We start from the raw sequence: 26,869 nt of genomic DNA on the forward strand, positions 1-26,869 counted from the left end.
AGCCGCTGACGGAGGGACCAATGGCGCACCGTCGCGGCCCCTTCCACCGCCTTCGGCGGTCCCCACCCCACGGCTTCGCCGCAGGGAGGATCCTGAGCAAATAACCAACCCCCGCTTGCCCGCCCCCACCAAAATCGCTTGCTTTTGAGAATGTGTCGCACTAGCGGGCGCTCCGAAACAGGAGTTCATGATGAATCGCAAATTCGCTCTCGCCGCGCTTGCCTGCACGGCGCTTTCCTCGACCGCCTTCGCGCAGGACGCCGCGCCCGCCGACACGGCCGGGAGCGAAGACGCGATCGTCGTCACCGCCGCGCGCACGATCCTGCCGCCGAACGCGCTGCCGCTGACGATCGAGGTGATCGACAAGGAGACGCTCGACCAGCAGATCGCGATTTCGGGTTCGGTGACCGATGCGGTCGCAACGCTGACTCCCAGCTTCTCGCCGACGCGTCAGAAACTGTCGGGCGCGGGCGAGACACTGCGCGGTCGTTCGCCGCTCTATGCGATCAACGGCATCCCGCAGTCGACCCCGCTGCGCGACGGCAGCCGCGACGGTTTCACCATCGACGGCTTCTTCGTCGATCGGGTCGAAGTCCTCTTCGGATCGAACGCGTTGCAGGGGATCGGCGGCACCGGCGGCATCGTCAACCAGGTCACCGTCGGCGCGCCGACCGAAGAGGGCGTATCGGGCCGCGCGCTGCTGCAGGCGACGGCCGACAATGAATTTTCGGACGCCGGCATGGGCGGCAAGGCCGCGGGCCTGATCCAGTACAAGGCCGGACGCTTCGACGCCTCGGTCGGCGCGGCCTATGAGCTGCGCGGCCTGTTCCGCGACGGCGAGGGCCGGCCGGTCGGCATCAACCTGACGCAGGGCGAGACGATGGATTCGAAGGCGCTCTCGCTCTTTGGCCGCTTCGGCTATGCGGTGACCGACACGATGCGGCTCGACCTGATCGCGAGCCGTTTCGAGCTCGAGGGCGACGGCGATTATGCCCCCGTCGCGGGCAACAAGGCGGCCGGCCTGCCGACAAGTGCCGAACCCGGCACACCGCCGGGCGTTCCGGCGACCAATCGGACCGAAAGCGTCGCGTTGTCGCTGACCGACACCGACCTTGGCGGCGGTAATTTCGTCAGCCAGATCTTCTGGAACCGCAGCCGCGACACCTTCGGCGGCGAACCCAATCCGATCGCCAGTTTCCAGGACCCCGCGATCGCGCCGGTCGGCACATTGCTCGACCAGTCGCAGAATCGCAGTCGCAAATTCGGCGGCAAGATTAGCTATGAGCGCGCGGTCCCGGGCTTCGAGGCGCTGACGCTCGTCGCCGGCTTCGACGCGCTGTGGGACGAAACCGAACAGCGGTTGATCGCGACCGGTCGCGCGTGGGTTCCGCCGACGAAATTCCGCAGCTTCGCGCCCTTCGGCCAAGCCAATCTGAAGCTCGCGGACGGCCTCGTGCGCCTCGCGGGCGGTGCGCGCTACGAGAATGTGAAGATCAAGATCGACGATTATCGCACGCTGGCGGCAACCACCTTTGTCGCCTGCCCCGCGCCGCCGGCGGTGCCGACGCGGCCGTGCGGGCTCGCCTCCTATGGCGGCGTCGCCGTCGCGGGCGGCAGCCCCTCGTTCGACGATGTGCTGCTGAACGGCGGCGCGATCGTCGAGCCGGTCAAGGGCATCCGCGTCTACGCAAGCTATGCCGAAGGCTATACCGCGCCCGACGTCGGCCGCATCACGCGCGCAGTGAAGGCGACCGGCGTCGACATCGACGATTTCCTGAACATTCGTCCGATCGTTTCGAACAATCGCGAGATCGGGGTCGAGGTGAAGCGCGGCCCGCTCGACGCCAGCGCGACCTATTTCTGGTCGACGAGCAAGGAAGGCCAGCTGCTGATCGCGCGGCCCGACGGGATTTTCGACGTCGTCCGCCAGCGCGTCGAGATCGAGGGGATCGAAATCAACCTCGCGGTCAGAATGCCGATCGACGGGCTGACGCTGTCGGCGGGTTATGCGCATCTGAACGGCCGGTTCGACGATGACGAGGACGGCACCGTCGATACCGACCTCGACGGCGCGAACATCTCGCCCGACCGGCTCAACCTCGCCGCAGCCTATGCCGGCGGCCCGGTCTCGGCGCGGGTGCAGACGCAATTCTACCTCGCACGCACCTTCCGCGGCGCCGGGCGCGACCCGCGCAACGACTTCGGAGGCTATAATCTCACCGACGCCATCGTCCGCTATCAGACGAGCCTCGGCGGCGTGAGCCTCGCGGTGCAGAATCTGTTCGACAAGCAATATATCAGCTACGCGAGCGACACCCAGCGGCCGACCGACAATTTCTTCAATTTCGCCGGACGCGGGCGCACCTTCACGCTCGGCTGGGATTACCGCTTCTGATGATGAAACTGCTCGACACGCTGCATCGCTGGACGGGGGGCCTGATCGGCCTCGTGCTCGCGCTGCTCGGCCTGTCGGGCACGATCCTGCTCTACGAGCATCTGTGGATCGGCGTGCCGGGGACGGGCGATCCGCTGCGCGGCGACCTTGCTACGGTCGCGGCGGCCACCGAAAAGCTGATGGCGATGCCGGGCGCGCAGGGCATCATCTATGCCGACGAGCGCTTCGGATTGCATCAATTGCGTTTCGAGGAAGGCGCGGGCGCCTACGCGCGCCAGTCGGGCGAAATCGCGGCGCGCTGGGCGAGCCAGTGGGAACGCCCCGAGCTCTGGATCTTCGATTTCCACCACCATCTGTTCGCAGGCGACAATGGCGAATGGGTGATCGGCATCGCGGGACTGGCCGGGCTCTTCTTCGTGATCAGCGGCGCGATCCTGTGGTGGCGCACGCGGGGGACCTTCCAGCTCCGCCTATGGCCCAAGCGGATGAGCCGCCCCGCGGTCGTGATGCACCACCGCGACCTCGGCATCATCGTCGCGCCCTTGTTGCTGATCTCGATCGTCACCGGCACGATGATGATTTTCCGCCCGTTCGCGATGGTGATGATCGCGCCCTTCGGCTCGCCCGCCGCGGCCGCGAAGGCCATGGAGCCGCCGAAATATGAAAGCGGCCCGCTCGCCGAAAAGCCCGACTACACGGCCATGCTGACCGAAGCGCGCCGCCGTTTCCCCGACGCCGAGTTCCGGATCCTCAGCCTGCCGCGCAAGGCGGGCGACCCGATCGGCCTGCGCATGAAGCAGCCCGCCGAATGGCTGCCCAACGGGCGCACGACGCTCGCCTTCGACGCCGCGACGGGCAAGATGCTGGGCGCGCGCGACGCGCTCGCGCTGCCGAGCGGCGCGCAGGCATTCAACAAGGCCTTCCCCATCCACGCCTCGAAGGTCGGCGGCTGGATGTGGCGCATCATCTTGACGATCTCGGGCGTATCGCTGACGCTGCTCGGCAGCCTTGCGGTGTGGACCTTCTGGTTCAGGCGGCCGAAGCCCGCGAAGCGGACGGCGAAGAAGAAGACGGTACTGGCTTCGACATAAGCCCGAAGGCGCCCTCACGTTGCGGGGGAATGATGTCCGAAGCCGGCCGATAGCCGTTCAGAATTGATACGCGAGCCCCCCACCGAAGAGCCACTGGTCGGCGCTGCCGACGTCCGCCACGATCGGCGATTTCGCGAAGCGCGAGGCGATGCGGCCATATTGCGCACCGCCGATCAGCGTGAACCCCTTTCGCAAATCGCCCGACAGCGAATAGGCGCCCGCGATGCCGAGCGTATATTTGCCCGCGGTCGCCTTGCGCCCCGCGCCGTCATAGACGGGAAGCCCGCTCGCGGCGCTGTCTTCGGCGTCGATGTCGTAATAATAGCGGCCGAAGCCCTTGCCATAGAAATTCACCGACGCCGAAACGCCGATATAGGCGCGTTTCGACAGCGGCGTGCCGTAATCGATCGTCGGCGAGGCGGTCCAGCTGCCGTGGCGCCCCGAAACATCCTTCGACGCCGACATGCGGAAACCGATCTGGTCATATTTGCTGGTGAGCACGCCGGTCTGGGTAACCCCGGCGAACAGCCCGAGTTCGACCGCGACCTTGCGCTTGCCGAGCGCCGCGACCTGCGGATCGTCGATCTTGCCGCTACGGTCGCCGCGCAGGCTGATCGTCGGGCCGAATTTGAAATCGGTCTTTTGCCCCCGCCGCTGGCGGATCAGGTCGACCACGAGATTGGTGCCGCGCGTCGAAAAGGAAAAGCCGCTTACCCGCCCGCGAAAATAAAAGGCGGGCAAGGTGCGGCGATCGTCCGAGCCACTATATTTCGGCGTGTTCAAAACGCCCACGGCGACCGCGAAATAGTCGCGCGACCATTTGCGTTCGGGGTCGTCGTCCTGCGGCCGCGCGGGGGGCAGCAGGATATTCTCGTCGATCTCGGTGTTCTGGAAATAGGCCGCCTGTTCGTCCTCGCCGGTGGCGAGCGTCGTGTCGGCGCTGGCCGGCAGGTCATAGGGAAGCGCGGCATCCTCGGCGGCGGCGGGCGCGGCTAAACCGGCGAGGATAAAGACAGCAAGCGGAGGGAGCGATCGGGCCGGACGGGCCAAGCGGAACAACACGGTCAAATTGGGCATAAACATCCGCCTATATTTTCTTGTCTATACCCCTCTTTACGGGGGTGTAAGTAAATGACGCGCCTTTGCAACGGCTTCGTCTTGCGGAGGGACGCATTTCGCCGCATGTGGCTTTCATGTCACGACGCTCCTTCGCCGCTTTCATATGCGCCCGCAGCGCCATTGGTTCCCTTGGGCGCGCCCGGGTTTCGTGCGCATGAGCCGGATTCCGCGCCTGATCGGCTATGGCTTCATGGCAGCGGCGGCGCTGCTGGCGGCGGTGATGAAGAAGGAGGGGGTCGAGACGATCGGGCCGCTGCCCGCCGTCGCGGTCGCGCTGTTTCTCGGCATGGTCGGGGTGATGCTGGTGTTCACCGACCTGATGGTGCGCGGACTCTATGCGCAGGTCGATGCCGCCAAACGGCGCGAGGAAGGCGATTGACCCCCCTCCACTTGCGGGAGGGGTCGGGGCTTGTCGCATCGCTACCCCTCCCCGCTGCGACTAGCGAGCAAGCTCGCAAGTCTCGCTGCCGCTCCCGCAGGCGGGAGGGGATAAGATTGGCTTTTCGTTCGACACTCTCAGCGGTACCCTTTATGACGGCGCGATGACCGACCGTCCGCATACGCCGCTGCTCGACACGGTGGATGTCCCCGCCGACCTCCGCAAGCTGAAGCCCGAAGACCTCCGCCAGTTCGCCGACGAGCTGCGCGCCGAGATGATCTCGGCGGTCGGCACGACGGGCGGGCACCTTGGCTCGGGGCTCGGCGTCGTCGAGCTGACGACCGCGCTCCATTATGTGTTCGACACGCCGCGCGACAAGATCGTGTGGGATGTCGGCCACCAATGCTATCCGCACAAGATCATCACCGGGCGCCGCGACCGCATCCGGACATTGCGGACCGGCGGCGGGCTGTCGGGTTTCACCAAGCGCAGCGAAAGCGAATATGATCCGTTCGGCGCGGCGCACAGCTCGACCTCGATCAGCGCAGCATTGGGCTTCGCGGTCGCCAACAAGCTGACCGGCGCCCCCGGGCGCGCGATCGCGGTGATCGGCGACGGGTCGATGTCGGCGGGCATGGCCTATGAGGCGATGAACAATGCCAAGCAGGCGGGCAACCGGCTGATCGTCATCCTGAACGACAATGACATGTCGATCGCGCCGCCCGTTGGAGGACTCTCGGCCTATCTGGCGAAGCTGGTGTCGTCGCGGCCCTTCGTCGAGCTGCGCGAGATCGCGCGGCGCTTTGCGCGCAAACTGCCCGAGCCGCTGCACAAGGCGGCGAAAAAGACCGACGAGTTCGCGCGCGGCATGGCGATGGGCGGCACGCTCTTCGAGGAGCTCGGCTTTTATTATGTCGGTCCGATCGACGGGCATAATCTCGAGCATCTGATCCCCGTGCTCGAAAATGTCCGCGACAGCGAACATGGCCCGGTGCTGATCCACGCGGTGACCAAGAAGGGCAAGGGCTATGCCCCCGCCGAGGCCGCCGCCGACAAATATCATGGCGTCCAGAAATTCGACGTGATCACCGGCGAGCAGGCGAAGGCGCCGCCGGGGCCGCCCGCCTATCAGAATGTCTTCGGCGAAACGCTCGCCAAGCTCGCCGAGAGCGACAAGCGCATCGTCGCGATTACCGCGGCGATGCCTTCGGGGACCGGCGTCGACAAATTCGCGAAGGCGCATCCCGAGCGCAGCTTCGACGTCGGCATCGCCGAACAGCATGCGGTGACCTTCGCCGCGGGGCTCGCGGCGCAGGGGATGCGTCCGTTCGCGGCGATTTATTCGACCTTCCTCCAGCGCGCCTATGATCAGGTCGTGCATGATGTGGCGATCCAGAATCTGCCGGTGCGCTTCGCGATCGACCGCGCGGGACTCGTCGGCGCCGACGGCTCGACGCACGCGGGCTCGTTCGACGTCACTTATCTGGCGACGCTTCCGAACATGGTGGTGATGGCGGCGGCCGACGAGGCCGAGCTGGTCCATATGACCTATACCGCGGCCGAATATGACGCCGGCCCGATCGCCTTCCGCTATCCGCGCGGCAACGGCACGGGCGTGGCGCTGCCCGAGGTTCCCGAGAAGCTCGAAATCGGCAAGGGGCGCGTCGTGCGCGGCGGCAAGACCGTCGCGATCTTCTCGCTCGGCACCCGGCTCGCCGAGGCGCTGAAAGCCGCCGACACGCTCGAAGCGCGGGGTCTGTCGACGAGCGTGATCGACCTGCGCTTCGCGAAGCCGCTCGACGAGGAGCTGATCCGCAAGACGCTCGCCGCCCATGAGGTTTGCGTGACGATCGAGGAAGGCAGCATCGGCGGGCTCGGCGCGCATGTGCTGACGCTCGCGAGCGACGAGGGACTGATCGACGCGGGGCTGAAGCTGCGCACGATGCGCCTGCCCGACGTGTTTCAGGATCAGGACAAGCCCGAGCTGCAATATGACGCGGCGGGGCTCAACGCGCCGCAGATCGTCGACACGGTGCTGAAGGCGCTGCGCCACAACAGCGCCGGTGTCGAAGAGGCGGGCGCGCGGGCTTGAACGGCTGGTGGTTCGCCGCCGGTTGCGTCGGGCTATATCCGCTGCTGTGGGCATTCACGGCCCGAAAATGGAAACGACATGCGGTTGCGCTGGCGGCTCGGCGCGAGAATGTCGGGCGCGAGCAGTTCCTTGCCATGCTGGCCGGCGATTGCGAGCGCGACGTAGCGGAGTTTCTCTGGGACGAGTGGCTGTCCGAATGGTCCTATTGGCAGGATGGCCTGACCCCGCATCCCGACGACGATTTCCTGAAGGACCTGCCGATCGACGATGAGGGGCCGCAGGACTGGCTCGAGCATTATTGCGACGGCCGGGGGCTCGAATGGCGGCGCTGGACGAATTGGGACCAGAGCCAGCCGACGACGGTCCGTAATTTCGCGCGCTGGCTTTCCAATGGGCCGGCGTCGCCAGTCGCGGACGTCGCCGCATGAACTTCTTCAACCTCCTGCAATCGCTCGACGAGCTGCTGTGGTTCGGTTTTTTGCAGACCGCCTGGTTCAACCAGCATCTGAAATGCGGGCGGCTCAAAGCGTTCGGCCACGCGTCGCGCGCGATGGCCGAGAGCCTCGCCGCGATGCTCCTGCTGTCGAGTTTGTTCAGCTAGCCGACCGGGACGATCGTCGCCTGCGCGATCGCGCAGCGGCGCGGTTCTTCGCCGTCGCTTTCGGCCCAGACGTCGGCGCGCACGATCGCCTGCCGCTTGCCCGCCTTGACCACGCTGCCCTTCGCGCGCAGCCGGCTGCCTTGCGCGGGGGCGAGGAAGTTGATCGTATAGCTGCCGGTGACGACGTCGCCGATCACGCTCGACGCCGCCCAGGCGCAGGCATTGTCGGCCATCAGCCCGACGATCGCGCCATGCGCATAGCCGTGATGCTGGGTCATGTCGGGGCGCAGCGCGAGCAGCAATTCGGACTCGCCATCGAAGCAGCGCAGCGGTTCGACGCCGAGGAAGGCGGTGAAGCCCGAGGCGTCGACCGCGACGCTTTTCATATAGGCGACGGCTTCGTCGTTATTGGCGAATCGGTGGCCGCGCATGGGAGAGCATCCTATTAGTCTGTAACGCAGACTTTATCGCCGGTTGCGCCGCATGGCGTCAAGTCTTAAATCCAGACTTATGAAGGACTATGTGCCCTCGCGTTCGCCCTGCGCCGTCGGCCGCGCGTCGCGGCTGCTCGGCGACCGCTGGGTGCTGCTGATCCTGCGCGAAGCGTTTCTGGGGATCGATCGCTTCGAGGATTTCCTCGGCCGGCTCGACATTTCGCGCGCCGCGCTGACCTCGCGGCTCGGCTGGATGGTCGCGGCCGGGGTCCTCGAACGCGTGCCGCCCGAGGGCAAGCGCGCGCTGTACCGCCTCACGCCCGCGGGCGAGGCCCTGCGCCCCACCTATGACGCGATCAAGGCGTGGGGAGATATATGGCTGCCGCGCGCAGGAGAGGCGATGGGCGATGGAGACATGTCGATCTGAGGTCGGGTTCGACCGGAAGGCGCCGTTGATCCTCCCTGTGCCGCAGGCATGGGGAGGTGGCAGCGCCCTTCGACTGCCTTGCAGGCGCTCAGGATAAACTGCGCCTTCGGCGCAGCGCTGACGGAGGGGCCATGGCGCGAGGTTGCCGCCCCTCCACCTTCGCATGCGGCGCCTCGCGGGAAGCAACGCGCCCCGCGCGTTGCTTTTACCCCGCTCGCTCCCCCTCCCCATCGCTGCGCGACAGGGAGGATAGATTCCCCGCCGTCATCCCCGACTTGATCCGGGATGACGAAGTTGGGTTGAACGCCTTACGCGCCCGGAATCGCCGCCTGCGCGTCGCGGCCGTCGCCTTCGGGGGCGGCGAGGATGTCGCGGACGACAAGGCCCTTGTCGACGACCTGCGTGCCGGGGCTGCCGACTGCGCTGCGGATGCCGGGGTCGGCGCGCTGGCCGTCGGCGGCGCCGATGATCTGCGTCTCGCTCGCGCTGCGCGGCGCGGCGCCGCCGAAGAGCGCGCGCAGCGTCTGTTCGGCGGTCGATTCGCCGCCGGGGCGTGCGGTGCCCGGCGCGGGCGGGGTCAGCGCGAAATCGGGCGGCACGACGAGCGGCGCCTGACGCGACACCATCATCTCGTCGGGGCGGTCGCGGCTGAACAGGCTGTTCGACCCGCAGGCCGACAGGGTGATGGCAAATATCGAGGCTGCCAGGATGGCGGTGGTCCGGTTCACGTCAAAAAACTCCTATGCGCCCCGTTTACTCGGCGGACGGCGTGGCGTCCGCGGCTGGGGCCTTTTCGCCCAAGAGCAGCGCGCGCGCAACCAGCAAAAGCACGCCGAGCGTGATGCACGCATCGGCGACGTTGAAGATCATGAAGGGGCGGAAATCGCCGAAATGCAGGTCGGCGAAGTCGACGACATAGCCGAAGCGCACGCGGTCGACGATATTGCCGAGCGCGCCGCCGAGGATCATCGCGAGCGCGATCACATCGCCCTTTGCCTGTTCGCGCGTCATCCAGAAGGCGACCGCGGCGGCGACGATCCCGGTCACCGCGACGAGCGTCCAGCGCGTCGTGTCGGTGCAGCTCGCGAACATCGACAGCGAAATGCCGCAGTTTTCGGCCCAGGTCAGGTTGAAAAAGCTGGTGAGCTCGATCTGCCCCTTGGGTTCGAGCGACAGCGGGACGGTCACGACCCACTTGGTGATCTGGTCGAGGATGAAGGCGACCGCGGCGAAAATCAGACCGAAGCGCAGATAGGGCGAACGTGTGCTGCTCATGCCGAGGTCAATACCGTGTCGCAGCGATTGCACAAGCTGCCGTCGGTTTCGACCTCGGGCAAGTGGCGCCAGCAGCGGCCGCATTTGTGGTTGGTGGTGGGGGTGACCGCAATGCCTTCGATGCTTTGATCTTGGCGAACGGTCCCGCTGATAAAGATTTCGGCCAGCTCGATATCGCTATGATCACCGGCGGCAACTGGAGTGTCCCCACCTAATACGACTTCCGCCTCTAGGCTTGAGCGTACGATCTTTTCGCGCCGCAGCGGCTCAATCGCTTCCGTAACCTGCGCACGGGCGGCCCGGACTCGCCCCCATTTTTGTTCGATATAGTTGGCGCCATCCAAATCCTTCGCGCCAGCATCCTCTTCAGGAAGGGTAGGAAGCACTGGCCATTCGAGCAGATGCACGCTGCCCGCTTCCGGATAGCGCGTCCCCCACACCTCTTCGCTGGTGAACACCAGCACCGGCGCGGCGTAGCGGATCAGGGCGTGGAAAAGGATGTCGAGCACGCTGCGATAGGCACGGCGCGTGTCGGTGCCGAGCGGCGCGGCGGGGCCGAGGTCGCAGTAGAGGACGTCCTTGCGGATGTCGAAATAGAAGGCCGACAGGTCCTCGTTGCAGAAATCGGCGAGCAGGCGCGTGTAGCTGTTATAGTCGAAGTCATCGACCGCGCGGGCCATCTTCGCATCGAGATCGGCGAGCAGGCTGAGCATGTAGCGTTCGAGCTCGGGCATCGCCGCGACGTCGGTGATGCGTTCCTCTTCGGTAAAGCCGTCGAGTGCGCCCAAAAGATAGCGGAAGCTGTTGCGCAGCTTGCGATATTGGTCGGCGACGCCGGCAAGGATTTCCTTGCCGATGCGGTGATCCTCGGTGAAGTCCACGCTCAGCGCCCAGAGGCGGAGGATGTCGGCGCCATAGTCGCGCATCAGGTCGATCGGGCTGATCGTGTTGCCGAGCGACTTCGACATTTTGAAGCCCTTGGCGTCCATCGTGAAGCCGTGCGTCAGCACCGCCTTGTACGGCGCCTGTCCGCGCGTGCCGCAGCTTTCCAGCAGCGACGACTGGAACCAGCCGCGATGCTGGTCGCTGCCCTCGAGATAGAGGTCGGCGCTGTGGGTGCCGCCGTCGTGGCGGACGAGCGCGGGCCATTTGCCGCTCTCCAGTACGAAGGCGTGGGTGCAGCCCGAATCGAACCAGACGTCGAGAATGTCGGTGATGCGCTCGTAATCGGCGGCGTTGTACGCGTCGCCGAGATATTCCTGCGCGCGCGCGTCCGACCATGCATCGACGCCACCCTCGCGCACCGCCGCGACGATGCGGTCGTTGACGAGCGGGTCGTTCAGATATTGCCCGGTCTTGCGGTCGACGAACAGCGTGATCGGCACGCCCCACGCGCGCTGGCGGCTGAGCACCCAGTCGGGGCGGTCCTTGACCATGCTGCCGATGCGGTTTCGGCCCTTTTCGGGGACGAAGCGGGTGCGGTCGATCGCGTGCATCGCGGCCTGCCGCAAGGTCGGGGCGTCGCACAGGCCTTCCTCGGCCGGGTTGATCGCGCCGCCTTCGCTTTCCCAGCGCTGCTCGCGCGGCGCCTTGGGCTCGATGTGGGTCATGACCTTGTCCATCGGCACGAACCATTGCGGGGTGCAGCGATAGATGACCTTGGCTTTCGAGCGCCAGCTGTGGGGGTAGCTGTGCTTATAGTCGGCACTGGCGGCGAGCAGCGCGCCGGCGTCGCGAAGGTCGGTGCAGATCGGGCCGTCGGGGGCGTTGAACTTGGGGTTGATCACGGATCCCTGGCCGCCGAGCCAGCCCCAGTCTTCGCGATATTTGCCGTCGCCCTCGACCGCGAACACAGGGTCGAGCCCGTTCGCCTTGCACAGGTCGAAATCATCCTCGCCATGGTCGGGCGACATATGGACGAGCCCGGTGCCGCTGTCGGTGGTGACGAAATTGCCCGCGAGGAAAGGGCGCGGACGCGCGAAGAAGCCGCCGAGCGCGTGCATCGGGTGGCGCGCGATGGTGCCTGCGAGGTCGGAGCCTTTAATAGTGCCAACTTCCTCAACTGGCCCTTCGACCGCGTAGGAGCGGGGTTGTTCGGGCACCTCACCCAGAATTTCTGAAAGGGAGGGTGATTGTCCGCAACGCACGAGGAATGCCTGATACAGTTCTTCGGCTACGAGGCACCGTTTGCCGTGCGCGACGACCAGCCGATATTCGATCTCCGGCCCATAGGCCAAAGCCTGGTTGACCGGGATCGTCCACGGCGTCGTCGTCCAGATCACCGCATAAGCGCCGACCAGTTCGGCGATCGGGCTCTCCGTGATCTCGAACGCGACGTCGATCTGGGTCGAGACGATATCCTCATATTCGACCTCGGCCTCGGCGAGCGCGGTCTTTTCGACCGGCGACCACATCACCGGCTTGGCGCCGCGATAGAGCATGTCGTTCGCGGCGAATTTGAGCAGTTCGCGCACGATGGTGGCCTCGGCCGCATAATCCATCGTCAGATACGGATGGTCCCAGTCGCCGCCGATGCCGAGGCGCTTCAGTTGTTCCCTTTGGGTGTCGACCCAGTGCTGCGCATAGGCGCGGCACTCGGCGCGGAATTCCTCGACCGGAACCTCGTCCTTGTTGAGCTTTTTCTTGCGATACTGCTCCTCGACCTTCCACTCGATCGGCAGGCCGTGGCAGTCCCAGCCGGGCACATAGGGCGAATCCTTGCCCTTCAGCGTCTGGGTGCGGACGACCATGTCCTTGAGGATATGGTTGAGTGCATGGCCGATGTGCATGTCGCCATTGGCATAGGGCGGGCCGTCATGGAGGATGAACTGGTCGCGGCCCTTGCGCGACGCGCGAATCTGCCCCTCGAGATCGCCCTCGAGCCATTTCGCCAGAATCAGCGGTTCCTTCTGCGGCAGGCCGGCCTTCATCGGGAAGTCGGTCTTGGGCAGGAAGACGGTGTCGCGGTAGTCGCGCTGCTCGGTTGCGGGCGTATCGGTCATGGTGCGCGGCGCTTAGCGCAGATTCGGGCGGGAGCAAAGCTTATGGGCGCAAGACGTGACTCCCGCCCATTCGTCATTCCGGACTTGATCCGGAATCCATCCCAGCCTCGCTGCATGGACCCCGGATCAAGTCCGGGGTGACGAACAAAATCACACGTCCTCGAGCCGCGCTTTCGCCGCGTCGCAATCGGCCGCGATCTGCGCCATCAACGCGTCCATGCTGTCGAACTTCGCCTCGGGCCGGATGAAGGCATGGAAGGCGACGTCGATTTCCTGCCCATAGAGATCCTCGGCGAAGTCGAAGAAATGCGGTTCGAGCAACTCCTTCGGCGGGTCGAAGCTCGGACGGATGCCGAGGTTCGCGGCGCCCTTCAGCATGCGTCCGTCGGCAAGCCGGCCGGTGACGGCGTAGATGCCGTAGCGCGGGCGCAGATATTGCCCCATTTCGATATTTGCGGTCGGGAAACCGAGCAGGCGGCCGTTCTTGTCGCCGTGCTGGACGGTGCCGCGCACCGTGAAGGGACGCGTGAGCAGGCGCGTCGCGGTTTCGCAGTCGCCCCCCTGCAGCGCCTCGCGAATGCGGCTCGACGAAATGACTTCCACCGCATCGTCGACCGGCGCAACCATTTCGGTGAAGAAGCCGAGGCGGCGCGCATGGTCGGCGAGCGTGACGACATTGCCGCCGCGGCCCTTGCCGAAGACGAAGTCGGCGCCGGTGACGACCCCCGCGGCGCCATAGCGATCGAGCAAAAGCCCGGTGATGAAATCCTCTGCCGTCGTGCCCGCGAGCGCGGCGTCGAAGGGGAGGACGAGCATCGCATCGGCGCCCGCGGCGGCGAACTGTTCCTGCCTTTGGTCGAGCGTCGTCAGGCGAAAGGGCGGGACGTCGGGTTTGAAGAAGCGCACCGGATGCGGGTCGAAGGTCGCGACGATCGCGGGAAGTCCCTCGTCCTTCGCATGATGGACCGCGCGGCCGACGACCGCCTGATGCCCGGCGTGAAAGCCGTCGAAATTGCCGAGCGCAATCACCCCGCCGCGCAAGGCCCCCTCGATGCGCTGGTGGCCGTCGAGGCGGATCACAAGCCCACCTCTCTCCGTTTGTGCTGAGCTTGTCGAAGCACCGTTCTTTCTTCTTTCGAGGTTGAAAGAAAGAACGGCCCTTCGACAAGCTCAGGGCAAACGGTTTTTGAGGTAGGGGTCATGGCGTAGGCGGAGTCTGCGGAACAAGCCCCGCCTTGAGCACGCGGACCGCGTTGCCGCCCATGACGGCGCGGATTTCGTCGTCGGAAAAGCCCGCGTCGATCAGCGCCTGCGTGACCTGAACGAGCTTCGACGTGTCGAAGCGCACCGTGGTGGCGCCGTCATAATCGCTGCCGAGCGCGACATGCCGGACGCCGACGAGATCGCGGACATGCTTCATCGCTTTCGCGATGCTCGCGGGCGAGGTGTCGCAGACCGCGGCGTCCCAATAGCCGATGCCGATCAGCCCGCCGGTCGCGGCGACGCCCCTGATCTGCTCGTCGGAAAGGTTGCGGTTGACCTTGCACGTCGCCTGCACCCCGCCGTGGCTCGACACCACCGGGCGGTGCGCTATTGCGAGGATGTCGGCGACGCAGGCGGCCGAGCAATGCGCGATGTCGACGATCATGCCCTTCGCCTCCATCGTTTCGACGACCTGCCGGCCGAGGGGCGTGAGCCCGCCCTTTTTCAGTCCGTGCATCGACCCCGCGAGGTCGTTGTCGAAGAAATGGGTGAGCCCTGCCATGCGGAAGCCGGCGGCGTAGAGCTTGTCCAAGTTGGCGAGCCTGCCTTCGAGGACGTGCAGCCCCTCAATGCTGAGCATCGCGCCGACGGGCAGCGCATTGCCGCCGCGCGCGGCGAGCAACGTGTCGATATCCTCGGGCGCATCGACCGCGCGCAGCTCGCCCGCCGAATCGGCGACGGCGCGGTGGAGCTTTTCGGCGTGCCACAGCGAGCGTTCGAGCAGCGAGTTCCAGGTGCGGATTGGCTGGAGCTGCGCGATCACGAGGCTGGTTATATTGTCGGTGTCCCCGCTATTCGCGTCGTAATTCTGCCCCTTGGGCGACTTGGTCGTGCTGGCGAGGATTTGCAGCGCGACATTGCCGTCCTCGAGCCGCGGCAGGTCCATATGGCCGCGTGTCGCGCGGTCGAGGATGCTGCGCTTCCACAGCAACGTATCGCTGTGCAGGTCGACGATCGTCAGCGTCCGGTGCAGGGCCTTGGCGCGTTCGCTGACCGTCGGCAGCGGCTTGCCGTCGATCTGGTTCGTGCTGCGCTCGATCATCCCGGGGGCAAGCGCGAAGAAGGCGAGCGCCGCGAGCGCAACAACGAGCAATATGCCGATCAGCCAGCGACGCATGCCTATTTCCTTGTCAGCGTGACGAAACTGTAGGCCGGACGGCCTGCCTCGTCGGCCGGATGGTCCTCGCGCGCCGTCTCGCGCCAGTCTGCGGCGGGGGGGTAATCGATGCTCGCGTCGCCTTTCGGTTCGAGCGCGACCTCGGTCAGCTCGATGCGGTCGGCGAGCGGAAGGAAAAGCCGGTAGATTTCGGCGCCGCCGATCACCATCACATGCGGCGCGTTGGCAAGCCTCAGCGCCTCCTCGATCGTGCCGACCGGCTCGGCGCCTTCGTCCTGCCATTCGGGATCGCGCGTGATGACGATGTGGCGGCGGCCTTCGAGAATCGCAGGCAGGCTGTCGAAGGTCTTGCGCCCCATGATCATCGGGCGGCCCATGGTGAGCTGCTTGAAGCGGCGAAGGTCGGCGGGCAGGTGCCACGCCATCTTGCCGCCGGCGCCGATCACGCCATTGGCCGCGCGGGCGAGGATTAGCGTAATCTCGGGGCGATTCATGCGGGAGAGGCTCCAACCCATGTGGCGTGGCCAAGTTTGCGCCCCTCGCGCACCTCGGTCTTGCTGTAATGATGGACGTGGCAATTTTCGTCGGCGAGCAGCGCGGGGATATCCGCGATGCCGGCGCCGATCAGGTTGCGCATCGTGACGGGCAGCGCCCGCGTCGCGGTGCTGCCGAGCGGCAGACCCGCGATCGCGCGGATGTGATTTTCGAACTGGCTCGCGACCGCGCCCTCCATCGTCCAGTGGCCGCTGTTGTGGACGCGCGGCGCCATCTCGTTGAACACGGGGCCATCATCCGTCGCAAAAAACTCGCCGGTGAGCACGCCGACATAGTCGAGCTCCTCGGCGATTTTCGCCATCAACGCGCGCGCTTCGTCCTGCTGATCCAGGACGATTTGCGGCGGCGGCAGGCTCGATGTGGCGAGGATGCCGCCCTCATGGACGTTGACCGGCGAGTCCCAGAAGCGCACCTCGCCGTCGATGCCGCGCACGAGGATCACCGAAAATTCATGTGCGAAGGTGACGAAACCTTCGAGCACCGCCGCGTGGCGGCCGATGCCGTCCCATGCCGCGTCGGCGTCGGCGGGCGTCAAGATGCGCGCCTGCCCCTTGCCATCATAGCCCATGCGCACCGTCTTGAGGATCGCGGGCGCGCCGACTTGTTCGAGCGCCGTATCGAGCGCGGCACGGTCGGCAACCGCGGCGAAGGGCGCGGGGCGGCCGCCGAGCCCGGCGACGAAAGTCTTTTCGGCGAGGCGGTCCTGCGCGATTTCGAGCCCCGCCGCGCCGGGGCGCACCGCGACATGCCCCGACAGGAAGCGCACCGTGTCGACCGGCACATTTTCGAATTCATAGGTCACCGCGTCGCACGCGGCGGCAAAGGCCGCGAGGCGCGGTTCGTCGTCCCACGCCGCCTGGCTGTGGTGCGCGGTCACTTCGGCCGCGACGCTTTCGGCGTCGGGGGCGTAGATATGGACCTTGTAGCCGAGCTGCGCCGCCGCGAGGCCGAGCATCCGGCCGAGCTGGCCGCCGCCGAGGATGCCGATCGTCGAACCGGGAGGTAGCAAGTTGGGGTCCTAGCCTTCGCGAACGGGAACGGGGGCGACGCTGTTCGTCTGCGCCTCGCGCCAGCCGTCCAGCTTGTCCGCTAGGCCCGCATCCTCGTTCGCGAGCAACGCCGCGGCGAAGAGCCCGGCGTTGGTCGCGCCCGCCTTGCCGATCGCGAAGGTCGCCACCGGAATGCCGCCGGGCATCTGGACGATCGAATAAAGGCTGTCGACGCCGCTCAGCACCGCCGACTGGACGGGTACGCCGAGCACGGGAACGCGCGTCATCGACGCGACCATGCCGGGCAGGTGCGCTGCGCCGCCCGCGCCCGCGATGATCGCCTTCAGGCCGCGCTCCGCCGCACTTTTGGCATAGGCGACGAGGCGATCGGGAGTGCGGTGCGCCGAGACGATCTGCACCTCGTGCGCGATGCCGAATTCCTCGAGGATCTGGACCGCGTGCGCCATCGTCGGCCAGTCCGACTGGCTGCCCATGATGACACCGACTTGCGGTGCGTTGTCGCCCATCACCCTGTCCCTCCTGCGGCGGCATGAATCGCCGCCGCCTTCCCCCTAGCGGTTGCGCTTCGTGCGGGCAACGTCGTGCAATTGATGTCGGGCGCGTTTACCGATTGGTATCAAGTCGCGGCTAGGGTTGCCGCATCATCCGCCAGCATCGGGCAGGCGGAGGGGTAGGGCGCGCCGGGGACAAGGCATGGATAGCATAGGGGGGGCACGGATCGCGGTCGACCAGTTCGCCGCCGTACCCGTTGACTCCATCGAGGACCAGCTGCGTGAAATACGCCGGGAACGCGACGCCTTGCGCCGCGAAAACCGCGTATTGAAGATCGCCGTCGCCGAGCTCGAACGCGTGTCCGAGCGCGACACGCTGACCCCGCTGTTCAACCGCCGCTATTTCCTGACTGCGATCCATCACCGCATGGCGCGCTTCGAACGACACGCCGAGCGCGCCGCGGTCGTGTTCATCGACGTCAACCAGCTCAAATATATCAACGACAATTTCGGCCATGCCGCGGGCGACTTCGCGCTGATGGAAATCGCCAAGCGGCTCGCGGGCTCGATCCGCGCGACCGACGTCGCGGCGCGCATCGGTGGCGACGAATTCGGCCTGATCCTCGATCAGTCGAGCGAGGACGGCGCGCGCGCGCAGGTCACGCGGCTGTGCGACGTGCTGACCGCGGCGCCCGCGCATTATGACGGGCACGAGATCGCCCTGTCGGCCTGTTTCGGGGTCGCGATGCTCCAGACCGGAATGAACGAATCGGACATTTTGGCGGCGGCCGACCGCGACATGTATCGCTGCAAGCAGGGACAGGGCGGACCCTTGGGCCACCGCTAATGGGGCACCGCTAACCGCGCGTTAACCAAAAAAGCGCATCTTTCCCCGACGACAGGGGGTGGACGATGCGAAACCAGACCGACCCATATCTCGACATACAGAACCGGATCACCGGCCAGATCGGCGCGCTGGCCGAAGCCTTGCCGAATTGCGCGCTGGCGCAGATCGTGCAGGGGATCGACGATATTCGCTGCCTCGCGCGCGACAACGGCTTCGCCGCGGTCGAAACGCTGGCGAGCCGGCTCGAATCGGCGGTGGCGGGCGGCGGCTATCGCGCCGCGATCCTGACCTATCTCGACGCGATGAGCGACGCCGCGCAGGCGCCGCGCGGACCGATGCCGGCCGCCGCGCCCGAGGCGTGGCTGGCATCGGTGGCGAGCCGGCTCGGGCATTGACCCCGCACGCCTGACGATCCAGATCCGACGTCATGGACGCAATCATGCTCGCGCTGGTGGCGGTGCTGCTCGCCAATGCCGACGGGCGCAGCGGAATCGCGCTGTCGCGGCTGGTCAGCGCGCGCAGCGACCGGCGCGCCACCGTCGGCATCGCTTTCGGCGCTTTCATCGTCAACGCGATCGTCGCCGCGATCGCCGGGGCGATCGCGAACCGGATGATCGGTCAGGGCGTCGCCGCCCTGCTCGTCGCGCTCGCGATGCTGTCGGCCGCGGTGGCGCTATTGTGGCCGATGAAGCCCGCTCGTGAGGAAGGAGACGGCGACGCGCCGACGGCGCTGTTCGCGGGACGGATGCTCGCGAACCAGTTCGGCGACCGCAGCCACTTCCTGATCGCGGCGCTCGCCGCGACCAGCGGCGCAGGACAATGGGCGGCGGCGGGCGGGCTCGTCGGCTGGACGCTGTCGATGCTGCCGTTTTTGGCATTCGGCCCCGCGCTAGCCGAGCGGCGCGCGGCGCGCGGCCTGCGCTGGGCGGCGGCGGCGATCCTGGTGATCTGGGGCCTGCGCACCGCGCTCGGCGCCTTCGGGCTGATCGGATGATCGATCGATTAGCGTGAGTTTCATCGTTTTTGTCGATGATGCTCATCCGAAGCTTCAATGGGAAAACCTCCCGTGGCTTCGCTATATCGGCGGGGCAACAGAAAGGATGCTCCCATGTCCGAGAAGAACAACAATGCTCCCGCCGTCGCCGACGCGCTCAACGCGCTGCTCGCCGACAGCTTCGCCCTCTATCTCAAGACCAAAAATTATCACTGGCACGTTCAGGGCCCGCGCTTTCGCGAGCTGCACCTGCTGTTCGACGAACAGGCGGCGCAGATTTTCGCGACGACCGACCTGATCGCCGAGCGCGTGCGCAAGAATGGCGCGCCGACGCTGCGTTCGATCGGCGATATCGGCCGCCGCGCGTCGATCCGCGACGACGACAGCGCGGATGCCGATGCCGAGACGATGATCCGCAGGCTGGCCGACGACAACAAGCTGCTGCTCGGCCAGCTCAAGGAGGTGAAGGCAACCGCCGAAGCCGATGGCGACATCGCGACCAGCGGGTTGGTCGACGGCTGGGCCGACGAAACGCAGCAGCGCATCTGGTTCCTCGAGGCGACGCTCGGTTATTGAGCCCGGATGGACCTCCCCGGTGCGGGAGGGATTTCGTCCCGCTTTGGGGGTGGGGAGCTGCCGTTGCGGCAATTTGGCCCCTCTCCTTCAGGGGAGCGGCTTTCTTCTCTCAATGGCAGCAACCGGCCGAAAGCAGTCGCTCCGTACCAACCAAGGAAAAGGGCCGCGAATTGCTTCGCGGCCCCATCCATTTTTGCCTGACGGCTTCCGATCAGAAATCAGAAGACGCGTGCATATTGTTCGTTGCCGACGAAGCCGAGCTTGCCGACGCCGCTGCGCTTGATCACCGCCATGACATTGTCGACGACGATATAGCGCGCATAGGGGTCGGGCTGAACCTGCAGTTCGGGTTCGACCGGCAGCGCCTTGGTCTGTTCCAGATATTGCGCCAGCTGCGCGAGGTCGACCGGCGTTCCGTTCCAGGTGATCGTCCCCGCGGGGTCGATCATCACCTTGTTCTTCTCGGGGTCGACATTGCTCTGGCTGTCGGTCGGGACCGGCAGGTCGATCTTCACCGCGTGGGTCTGGACCGGGATGGTGATGATGAACATGATGAGGAGCACGAGCATGACGTCGATAAGCGGCGTCGTGTTCATGTCCATCATCGGTTCATTTTCGTCCCGGTCTCCAACTGCCATGGACATGCGATTATTCCTTCATTCCTAAACGGAAGGCCGCCTTAGAGGCGACCCACCGTGCCCGAGCCAGGAGCCGGTTCGGAAATGAACCCGATCTTCTGGAAGCCGGCATATTGCATCGTATAGATCACGCCGCCGATGCACTGGTACGGCGTGTTCACGTCGCCGCGGATATGCACTTCGGGGAAGTTCTCTTCGGTGATGTTCTGAGGCCCGCCGATATCTTCGAGCAGCTTTTCGAGCTTTTGCTGCCCGCGTTCGAGCAACTGCCGCGAATCGACCGGGGTCTGGCCCCAATAGACTTCGCACGCGCTGCTGTCGGCATTGGGCTCGCCATCGCCGTCGGTGTCGGCCGAACGGATCGACAGCAGCACATTTTCAGGCTTCGTCGTCGTCGGCTCGAAGACCACGTCGGGCAGCTTGAGGTTCACCGTCTCCAGCACCACGGGAACCGTGATGAGGAAGATGATGAGCAACACAAGCATGATGTCCACGAGCGGGGTCGTGTTGATTTCGGACATCGGGGCGTCTTCACCGCCACTGTCGCCTACACTCATCGCCATAGGATTAGCATCCTGTCACAAAATTACTGTCATGGACCTGAGGGTCGTCGCGCCACCGGCGCTGCGCCCTTGTCCAGCGGACCCCGCCCGTCGCCACGCGGCGACAAGGCGGGGATCCAGGAACCAATCAGGCCTTCTTCGGCGCGGCGGCCGGAGCGGCGGCCTTTGCCGGAGCAAGCGACGCCGGCTTCACCTGGCCGTTCGACATGATCGAGCCGAGCACGTCGTTCGAGAAGGTCGACAGACGGCGGGCGATCGCCTTGTTGCGGCTCTGCAGCCAGTTGAACGCGAGCACCGCGGGAACCGCCACGATCAGACCGATGGCGGTCATGATGAGCGCTTCACCGACCGGACCGGCGACGGTGTCGATCGACGCCTGACCCGACGCACCGATCTTCACGAGCGCGCGAAGAATACCGATAACGGTACCGAACAGGCCGACGAACGGCGCGGTCGAACCCACGGTCGCGAGGAAGGCGAGGCCCGAATTGAGCTTCGAGTTGATGTGGTTCTGCGAACGCTCGAGCGTGCCGTGCATCCAGTCGTGGGCTTCGACGGGGTCGGTCAGCTTGTTATGCTCTTCGTTGGCGCGCAGACCGTCTTCGACGACCTGACGATAGGCGCTGTTCTTTTCGAGCTTCGACGCGCCGTCGGCGAGCGTCGGCGCGCGCCAGAAGTTGGCGTCGACCGCCTTGCCCTGGTTGATCACCTTGTTCTGTTCGAACAGCTTGGTGAACAGGATGTAGAGCGTGCCGATGAACATGATCAGCAGGACGAGGAAGGTGACCTGCGACACGATGCCGCCTTCGCAGAGCGCGGGGACGAGACCGTAGGGGTTCTGGCCTTCTTCCTTCACGCACATCGATGCGGGCATCAGGCTCATGCCTGCGTCGTGAGCGGCAGCCGGCGCCGCAGCGGCGGCATTTGCGATCAGATTAAACATATAGGAAATTCCCTCTCAAAATATTCAAAATCGAAAACGGTGGTCCGGCGCCGATCAGCGCGGAATCTGCCAACGGATACGGTTGCTATAGGTACCGCCCGTGGGATTACCCGCGCGGTCCTTGCCCGGATTGAACCGGCCACGGCGCTGGATAAGCTTGCAGGTTTCGGCATCGAGATCGGCGTGCCCGCTCGACGACGTGACGTCGCACGAGGTCACGCGGCCCTCGACATTATAGGTCACGCGGAAACCCGTCGTGCCTTCGCGTTCTTCACGCATGGCGCGCGCCGGATAGTCGTCGTTCGTCGCCCAGCGGCCCGGGTTGCCACGCGGCGAACCGGCCTGACTGAGGTCGGGCGCCGGGGGCGCGGGGGGAGCCGGCGGCGTGAAGACCGGCGGCGGCGGCGTCGGCGGCGCCTTCGGCACCGACTGGACCGTATTGGTCGTCACCGGCGGCGGAATCGGCGACGGCGGCGTCACGACCGGCGGCGGCGGCGGCAGCTTGTTGTCCGGCGGCGGCGGCGGCGGCGGCTCCTCCGGCGGCGGCGGCTCTTCGACGTCCACCACATCCAATTTTTCGGCGATCTTCTTGACGATGCTGATATTCAAGCCGTTGACCAGGCCATAGCCCAGAACTGCCGTAAACAGACCAACCAAGACAATCGCCACTACCCTGTTTTTAGGGTCGACATTATCACCATAAGCCATTCAGGGACGACGCTCCTTGCTAGATCATCCTGACACCAATTCCCAACCCTCGGGACGGTTGCCAAATGCCCGGATGATTTCCGATGCGTTTTCACAGACCCGACGGCGCTACATCCGGCTTATTATGTTTTCGCCGGACGCTTCGCGGCCCGTCCTATCGCGGTGGCGGCACATTCGCAAACCCTTTATCAGCGGTTAATGTGCCATGTCCCATGATGGGGATTCAGGCGCCGATACCGGTGTCACAGATGATGGAAAGTAGATCGACCATGCGCCTCCCTCACCCGGCCGCCATCGCCGGCATATTGACCTTGAGCTTTGGAATCCCAAGCGTTTCCGCAATGCAGGCGCCAGCGGGCGCCGCGGCGGCGAGTCCCTACACCTATGCCGACATCGCCGATCTGGCGACCGCGGCACCGATCGTCCTGCACGCGCGCATCCGCGACGCGACCGATCTGAAACCCGAGCGCGCGCCCGGAGTCGCGGCGGGTCATGTCCGATTCTACGTCGAAGCCGACGTCGTCAGCCTGATTCGCGGCAGCGGCCCGCTCGCGTCGCGAATCTCCTATCTCGTCGACCTGCCGGTCGATACGCGCGGCAAGCCGCCGAAGCTCAAGCGGAAGCAGCCGGTCCTGCTCTTCGCCGGACCCGTCGCGGGTTCGGCGGCAGGCACGAACAGCACCGGCAGCGTCCGCCTGATCGCCCCCGACGCCCAGCTGCCGTGGGATCCCGCCACCGAAGCGCAATTGCGCGCGATCCTGACCGAGCTGGTCAAACCCGGCGCCCCGCCCGCGATCACCGGCATCGCCAACGGCTTCCACGTCCCGGGCACGCTTCCCGGCGAGGGCGAGACGCAATTGTTCCTGAACACCGAAACCGGAGACCCGGTGTCGCTCACCGTGCTCACCGCCGCCGACGGGTCGCGGCGCTGGGCGGCGGCGTTCGGCGAGATCGTCGATGGGTCCGCGGCGGTGCCCGCGCGCGATACGCTCGCCTGGTACCGTCTCGCCTGCGGCCTGCCGCGCCAGCTGCCGCTGAACAAGCTCGCGGGGACCCCGCCCGGGGACCGGCGCAAGGCGGCGGCGGACTATGGCGTCATCCTCGGCGCGCTCGGCGACTGCACGCGCACGCGCAAGCCGCCGGTCGATTGATGGAGTTTTTCGCCTGACGGCAAAGGCGGCACCGGCCCGCTCCCCCTCCCGGCCTCCCTAGGTTACTATCGTCGGGGAGGCCGGGAGGAGGAGCGGGCCGGTGCCGCATGTTTTTCCCGCAGCGGAAACAGAAAAGCTTCCTTGTTTCGCGCGCAAAAGCCGATAGGGCGCTCGCGATAACGGGGCGAGGCTCCGTCCTTTCTACGGAGTCCCGCATGTCGCCCTATTCCGCCCCGACCGCCCCCCGCCCGCCGCTACGCGTCGCGCTCGCGGGGATCGGCGTCGTCGGCGGCGGCGTCGTCCGGCTGCTCGAGGCGAACCGCGAGCTGATCGCGCGCCGCGCGGGCCGCCCGATCGAAATCGTCGCGGTATCGGCGCGCGACCGGCACAAGGATCGCGGCGTCGACCTGTCCCGCTATCGCTGGGAAGACGATATGGACGCGATCGTCGCGGCGGACGATGTCGATGTCGTCGTCGAGATGATCGGCGGCGCCGACGGATCGGCGCTGACGCTCGCGCGCCACGCGCTTGGAGCGGGCAAGGCGCTCGTCACCGCCAACAAGGCGATGATCGCGCATCACGGGCTCGATCTCGCCCGGCTGGCCGAACAAAAGGACACGCCGCTCAAATATGAAGCCGCGGTCGCGGGCGGTATTCCCGTCATCAAGGCGATCCGCGAGGGCGCGTCGGCGAACGAGATCGCGCGCGTCTATGGCATCCTCAACGGCACCTGCAATTATATCCTGACGCAAATGGAACGGAACGGCGCAAGCTTTGCCGACGCGCTCGCCGCCGCACAGGCCGAGGGTTATGCCGAGGCCGATCCCACCTTCGACGTCGACGGGATCGACGCCGCGCACAAATTGTCGATCCTCGCCGCGCTCTGTTTCGGGACGCAGCTCGACATCGGCGCGGTCACCGCCGACGGCATTCGCGGCCTGATCGCCGCCGACATTCGCGAGGCCGAAGCGCTCGGCCACCGCGTCCGCCTGATCGGTATGGCCGAGCGCGACAGGGAGAATGGTGGCGGGCTCTATCAGCATGTCCAGCCGTGCCTCGTCCCCGCCGACCACCCGCTCGCCTATGTCCCCGGCGCGCTCAATGCCGTGGTTGCCGAAGGCAATTTCGTCGGCCGGCTCTTCTTCGAAGGCGCGGGCGCGGGCGCGGGGCCGACCGCGTCCGCCATCGTCGCCGACATCATCGATATCGCGCGCGACGAATATGGCCCCGCTTTCGCGATGCCCGTCGACGCGCTCGATGCGGCGCCCGCTGCCGATGCCGGCGCACGCGTCGGCAAACATTATGTCCGCCTGATCGTCGAGGACCGCATCGGCGTGCTCGCCGAGATCGCGACGGCGATGCGCGACGCCGGCGTCTCGATCGAAAGCCTGATCCAGCGCGGCAGCGAGGACGGCGACGGCGTCGTGATCGTGCTCGTCACCCACGAAGGCCCGGCCAGCGCGATCCACGCCGCGCTAGACGTGCTCGGCGCTTCGGACCATGTCGTCGGCGCGCCGATGCACATGCCGATCCTCGCGCTTTAAGGTTCCTCTTCGGCGGGCGGCGGATCGCCCGTCTCGGGGTCGGTGCGCTCCTTCGCCATTTCATAGAGCGCATTATATTCGGGGCCCGGCTTCATCCGGCCGCCGATCGAGATCCAGTTATAGGGCAGCTTGTCGAGCGTCATCGCCCGCGCCTCGGCGCGCGGAAGCTTGGGCGGCGCCTCGCGCCCCTCGTTCGCGATCGCGCGCAATTCGGGGGTCAGGCGGTGGCGTTCGGTGTCGGTGCCGCACACGTTGATCGATCCATCTTCGGCGGGTTTGCAGCGCCGGATCGGATCGACCAACTCCTTCGCATTGGCCGCGGCACTTTCGGCGTCGCGCGGCGGCGGCGGGGCGGGCGGCCCCTGCACCTGCGCCGCGGCCGGCACCGCCAACGTCATCGTGACGACACAGCTCAGGGCGAAAGCGGCACCGAATCGGGCGAAGCGTTCTCGACAAGTGGCGCGGGCGACCATATGGCGCCCACCATGCCGACGCGGCGCAGCAAGTAAAGACGGAGAGTGCGAAAGATGACGGATAGCGGCAGCAACCTCGACCGGGTGCTCGTGCTCGAAATGGTGCGCGTCACCGAAGCCGCGGCGATCGCCGCCGCGAAGCTGATCGGCCGCGGCGACGAGAAAGCCGCCGACGCCGCCGCGGTCGAGGCGATGCGCACCGCGTTCAACACGCTCTATATGGACGGCACGATCGTCATCGGCGAGGGCGAGCGCGACGAGGCGCCGATGCTCTATATCGGCGAGAAGGTCGGCAACGCGCCCGGCAAGGGTCCGAAGATCGACATCGCGGTCGACCCGCTCGAAGGCACGACGATCACCGCCAAGGCCGGTCCGAACGCGCTCGCGGTGCTCGCGATCGCCGAGGAAGGCTGCCTGCTCAACGCCCCCGACGTCTATATGGACAAGCTCGCGGTCGGCGCGGGCTATTCGCCCGATGTCGTCAATTTCGACAACAGCGTGCGCGAGAATGTCGAGGCGGTCGCGCGCGAAAAGGGCTGCAAGCCCGAACAGATCATCGTCTGCGTGCTCGACCGCCCGCGCCACGAGGCGATCATCGCCGAACTGCGCGCGATCGGCTGCGGCGTCGCGCTGATCCCCGACGGCGACGTGGCGGGGGTGATCGCGACGACCAACCCCGAAACCAATATCGACATCTATATGGGGTCGGGCGGCGCGCCCGAGGGCGTGCTCGCCGCGGCGGCGCTGCGCTGCGTCGGCGGCCAGTTCAAGGGCCGCCTCCTCTTCCGCAACGACGACGAGCGCAAGCGCGCGAAGAAATGGGGCATCGAGGATCTCGACCGCGTCTATGACCTCGAGGATCTCGCCAAGGGCGACGTGATCTTCGCCGCGACGGGGGTCACCGACGGGTCGCTGCTGCGCGGCGTCAAGCGCCGCCGCGACGGGGTGATGACCACCGAGACCGTCGTGATGCGGGCTTCGTCGGGTACGGTGCGCTGGGTGAAGGGCGAACATCGCGCGCACTGAGAACAGAAAGGCGGCCGGCGGCCGCCTTTCGACATCGTGCCCCCTCCCCTCCCCGAGAGCATATCCGGGATGACGATAGACGGGTGCGGCAGCTTGCCGTCCATTCCCGGCACGCAAAAAAGGGCGGCACGCGGCCGCCCTCCTGGATCCCGGCA

The 26,869-nt window shown here is 66.2% G+C and carries 29 protein-coding genes; 14 read left to right on the plus strand and 15 right to left on the minus strand.

Annotation, left to right across the window (positions count from 1 at the left end):
* The first annotated feature begins 190 nt into the window (after positions 1-190).
* Together FG95_RS09090 and FG95_RS09095 are read left to right on the plus strand one after the other, a co-directional pair.
* On the plus strand, positions 191-2,395 hold the full coding sequence (locus FG95_RS09090) for a TonB-dependent receptor (protein WP_037555463.1): 2,205 nt from the start codon (positions 191-193) through the stop codon (positions 2,393-2,395).
* Between the two features lie 2 nt (positions 2,396-2,397).
* Positions 2,398-3,486, plus strand: a complete 1,089-nt coding sequence (locus FG95_RS09095; protein ID WP_037555464.1) for a PepSY-associated TM helix domain-containing protein — start codon at positions 2,398-2,400, stop codon at positions 3,484-3,486.
* 57 nt (positions 3,487-3,543) lie between these two features.
* Here FG95_RS09095 and FG95_RS09100 read toward each other — a convergent pair whose 3' ends face one another.
* Positions 3,544-4,563 carry a MipA/OmpV family protein gene (locus FG95_RS09100; RefSeq protein WP_161786545.1) on the minus strand — a complete coding sequence of 340 codons (1,020 nt, stop codon included), beginning with the start codon at positions 4,561-4,563 and terminating at the stop codon, positions 3,544-3,546.
* Positions 4,564-4,759: 196 nt separating this feature from the next.
* On the opposite strand from FG95_RS09100, the gene FG95_RS09105 reads away from it, so the two are divergent.
* The 4 genes from FG95_RS09105 (at position 4,760) to FG95_RS20745 (ending at position 7,677) form a co-directional block, all read left to right on the plus strand.
* Positions 4,760-4,984: a hypothetical protein gene (locus FG95_RS09105; protein WP_152567612.1), complete on the plus strand. Its 225-nt coding sequence runs from the start codon at positions 4,760-4,762 to the stop codon at positions 4,982-4,984.
* Positions 4,985-5,147: 163 nt separating this feature from the next.
* Positions 5,148-7,076 carry a 1-deoxy-D-xylulose-5-phosphate synthase gene (gene dxs / locus FG95_RS09110; protein WP_037555424.1) on the plus strand — a complete coding sequence of 643 codons (1,929 nt, stop codon included), beginning with the start codon at positions 5,148-5,150 and terminating at the stop codon, positions 7,074-7,076.
* Positions 7,073-7,504 carry a hypothetical protein gene (locus FG95_RS09115; RefSeq protein WP_037555425.1) on the plus strand — a complete coding sequence of 144 codons (432 nt, stop codon included), beginning with the start codon at positions 7,073-7,075 and terminating at the stop codon, positions 7,502-7,504. The genes dxs and FG95_RS09115 overlap by 4 nt, the downstream gene beginning before the upstream one ends.
* Complete coding sequence (locus tag FG95_RS20745) at positions 7,501-7,677, plus strand: hypothetical protein (protein ID WP_161786546.1); 177 nt, start codon at positions 7,501-7,503, stop codon at positions 7,675-7,677. Before FG95_RS09115 ends, FG95_RS20745 begins: the two co-directional genes overlap by 4 nt.
* Here FG95_RS20745 and FG95_RS09120 read toward each other — a convergent pair.
* Positions 7,674-8,108, minus strand: coding sequence for a PaaI family thioesterase (locus FG95_RS09120; RefSeq protein ID WP_037555426.1), 435 nt, complete (start codon positions 8,106-8,108; stop codon positions 7,674-7,676). The two genes, FG95_RS20745 and FG95_RS09120, sit on opposite strands and share 4 nt — an antisense overlap.
* A 79-nt stretch (positions 8,109-8,187) precedes the next feature.
* Here FG95_RS09120 and FG95_RS09125 point away from each other — a divergent pair, with 79 nt between their 5' ends.
* Positions 8,188-8,538, plus strand: coding sequence for a winged helix-turn-helix transcriptional regulator (locus FG95_RS09125; RefSeq protein ID WP_052182245.1), 351 nt, complete (start codon positions 8,188-8,190; stop codon positions 8,536-8,538).
* A 308-nt stretch (positions 8,539-8,846) separates the two neighbouring features.
* Here FG95_RS09125 and FG95_RS09130 read toward each other — a convergent pair whose 3' ends face one another.
* The 8 genes from FG95_RS09130 to purE form a co-directional block, all read right to left on the minus strand.
* Positions 8,847-9,266 (minus strand): DUF3035 domain-containing protein, encoded by a 420-nt coding sequence (locus FG95_RS09130; protein ID WP_037555427.1) that lies wholly within the window; start codon positions 9,264-9,266, stop codon positions 8,847-8,849.
* A 25-nt stretch (positions 9,267-9,291) separates the two neighbouring features.
* Entirely contained in the window at positions 9,292-9,813 is a 522-nt protein-coding gene (gene lspA, locus FG95_RS09135; protein WP_037555428.1) for a signal peptidase II, read from the minus strand.
* Complete coding sequence (ileS, locus tag FG95_RS09140; RefSeq protein WP_037555429.1) at positions 9,810-12,815, minus strand: isoleucine--tRNA ligase; 3,006 nt, start codon at positions 12,813-12,815, stop codon at positions 9,810-9,812. Before ileS ends, lspA begins: the two co-directional genes overlap by 4 nt.
* Positions 12,816-12,965: 150 nt before the next feature.
* Entirely contained in the window at positions 12,966-13,895 is a 930-nt protein-coding gene (locus tag FG95_RS09145) for a bifunctional riboflavin kinase/FAD synthetase (RefSeq protein ID WP_052182246.1), read from the minus strand.
* A 118-nt stretch (positions 13,896-14,013) separates the two neighbouring features.
* Positions 14,014-15,195: a dipeptidase gene (locus tag FG95_RS09150; RefSeq protein WP_037555430.1), complete on the minus strand. Its 1,182-nt coding sequence runs from the start codon at positions 15,193-15,195 to the stop codon at positions 14,014-14,016.
* 2 nt (positions 15,196-15,197) lie between these two features.
* Positions 15,198-15,689, minus strand: a complete 492-nt coding sequence (locus FG95_RS09155) for a dihydrofolate reductase (RefSeq protein WP_037555431.1) — start codon at positions 15,687-15,689, stop codon at positions 15,198-15,200.
* A complete protein-coding gene (locus FG95_RS09160; protein WP_037555432.1) occupies positions 15,686-16,759 on the minus strand; it encodes a 5-(carboxyamino)imidazole ribonucleotide synthase in 1,074 nt (357 codons plus the stop codon). The genes FG95_RS09155 and FG95_RS09160 overlap by 4 nt, the downstream gene beginning before the upstream one ends.
* Before the next feature lie 9 nt (positions 16,760-16,768).
* Positions 16,769-17,266, minus strand: coding sequence for a 5-(carboxyamino)imidazole ribonucleotide mutase (gene purE, locus FG95_RS09165; RefSeq protein ID WP_037555433.1), 498 nt, complete (start codon positions 17,264-17,266; stop codon positions 16,769-16,771).
* Positions 17,267-17,453: 187 nt separating this feature from the next.
* Here purE and FG95_RS09170 point away from each other — a divergent pair, with 187 nt between their 5' ends.
* From FG95_RS09170 to FG95_RS09185, 4 genes are all read left to right on the plus strand, one after another.
* On the plus strand, positions 17,454-18,098 hold the full coding sequence (locus FG95_RS09170; protein ID WP_037555434.1) for a GGDEF domain-containing protein: 645 nt from the start codon (positions 17,454-17,456) through the stop codon (positions 18,096-18,098).
* A 65-nt stretch (positions 18,099-18,163) separates the two neighbouring features.
* Positions 18,164-18,493 carry a hypothetical protein gene (locus FG95_RS09175; protein ID WP_037555435.1) on the plus strand — a complete coding sequence of 110 codons (330 nt, stop codon included), beginning with the start codon at positions 18,164-18,166 and terminating at the stop codon, positions 18,491-18,493.
* A 32-nt stretch (positions 18,494-18,525) separates the two neighbouring features.
* Positions 18,526-19,092 (plus strand): TMEM165/GDT1 family protein, encoded by a 567-nt coding sequence (locus FG95_RS09180; protein WP_037555436.1) that lies wholly within the window; start codon positions 18,526-18,528, stop codon positions 19,090-19,092.
* 114 nt (positions 19,093-19,206) lie between these two features.
* Complete coding sequence (locus FG95_RS09185; RefSeq protein WP_037555437.1) at positions 19,207-19,668, plus strand: Dps family protein; 462 nt, start codon at positions 19,207-19,209, stop codon at positions 19,666-19,668.
* A 218-nt stretch (positions 19,669-19,886) separates the two neighbouring features.
* Here the strand turns inward: FG95_RS09185 and FG95_RS09190 are convergent, their stop codons facing one another.
* The 4 genes from FG95_RS09190 to FG95_RS09205 all read right to left on the minus strand — a co-directional run bounded on the left by FG95_RS09190 (position 19,887) and on the right by FG95_RS09205 (position 22,520).
* Positions 19,887-20,312, minus strand: coding sequence for an ExbD/TolR family protein (locus tag FG95_RS09190; protein WP_037555438.1), 426 nt, complete (start codon positions 20,310-20,312; stop codon positions 19,887-19,889).
* Positions 20,313-20,347: 35 nt separating this feature from the next.
* On the minus strand, positions 20,348-20,869 hold the full coding sequence (locus FG95_RS09195) for an ExbD/TolR family protein (RefSeq protein ID WP_037555439.1): 522 nt from the start codon (positions 20,867-20,869) through the stop codon (positions 20,348-20,350).
* 127 nt (positions 20,870-20,996) lie between these two features.
* Complete coding sequence (locus FG95_RS09200; protein ID WP_235211515.1) at positions 20,997-21,812, minus strand: MotA/TolQ/ExbB proton channel family protein; 816 nt, start codon at positions 21,810-21,812, stop codon at positions 20,997-20,999.
* 54 nt (positions 21,813-21,866) lie between these two features.
* Positions 21,867-22,520 (minus strand): energy transducer TonB, encoded by a 654-nt coding sequence (locus FG95_RS09205; RefSeq protein ID WP_037555440.1) that lies wholly within the window; start codon positions 22,518-22,520, stop codon positions 21,867-21,869.
* Positions 22,521-22,861: 341 nt separating this feature from the next.
* Between FG95_RS09205 and FG95_RS09210 the strand changes: the two genes are divergently transcribed.
* Positions 22,862-23,671, plus strand: a complete 810-nt coding sequence (locus FG95_RS09210; protein WP_235211516.1) for a hypothetical protein — start codon at positions 22,862-22,864, stop codon at positions 23,669-23,671.
* A 215-nt stretch (positions 23,672-23,886) separates the two neighbouring features.
* A complete protein-coding gene (locus FG95_RS09215; protein WP_052182247.1) occupies positions 23,887-25,215 on the plus strand; it encodes a homoserine dehydrogenase in 1,329 nt (442 codons plus the stop codon).
* Here FG95_RS09215 and FG95_RS09220 read toward each other — a convergent pair.
* The gene (locus tag FG95_RS09220; protein WP_235211517.1) at positions 25,212-25,613 is read right to left on the minus strand and encodes a hypothetical protein; all 402 of its coding nucleotides are present in this window, start codon (positions 25,611-25,613) and stop codon (positions 25,212-25,214) included. The genes FG95_RS09215 and FG95_RS09220 overlap by 4 nt on opposite strands.
* A gap of 129 nt (positions 25,614-25,742) precedes the next feature.
* Here FG95_RS09220 and glpX point away from each other — a divergent pair, with 129 nt between their 5' ends.
* Positions 25,743-26,714 (plus strand): class II fructose-bisphosphatase, encoded by a 972-nt coding sequence (glpX, locus tag FG95_RS09225; RefSeq protein ID WP_037555442.1) that lies wholly within the window; start codon positions 25,743-25,745, stop codon positions 26,712-26,714.
* Positions 26,715-26,869: the final 155 nt, after the last annotated feature.

Origin of the sequence: Sphingopyxis sp. LC363, from assembly GCF_000756385.1 — a bacterium.
Lineage (GTDB): Bacteria > Pseudomonadota > Alphaproteobacteria > Sphingomonadales > Sphingomonadaceae > Sphingopyxis.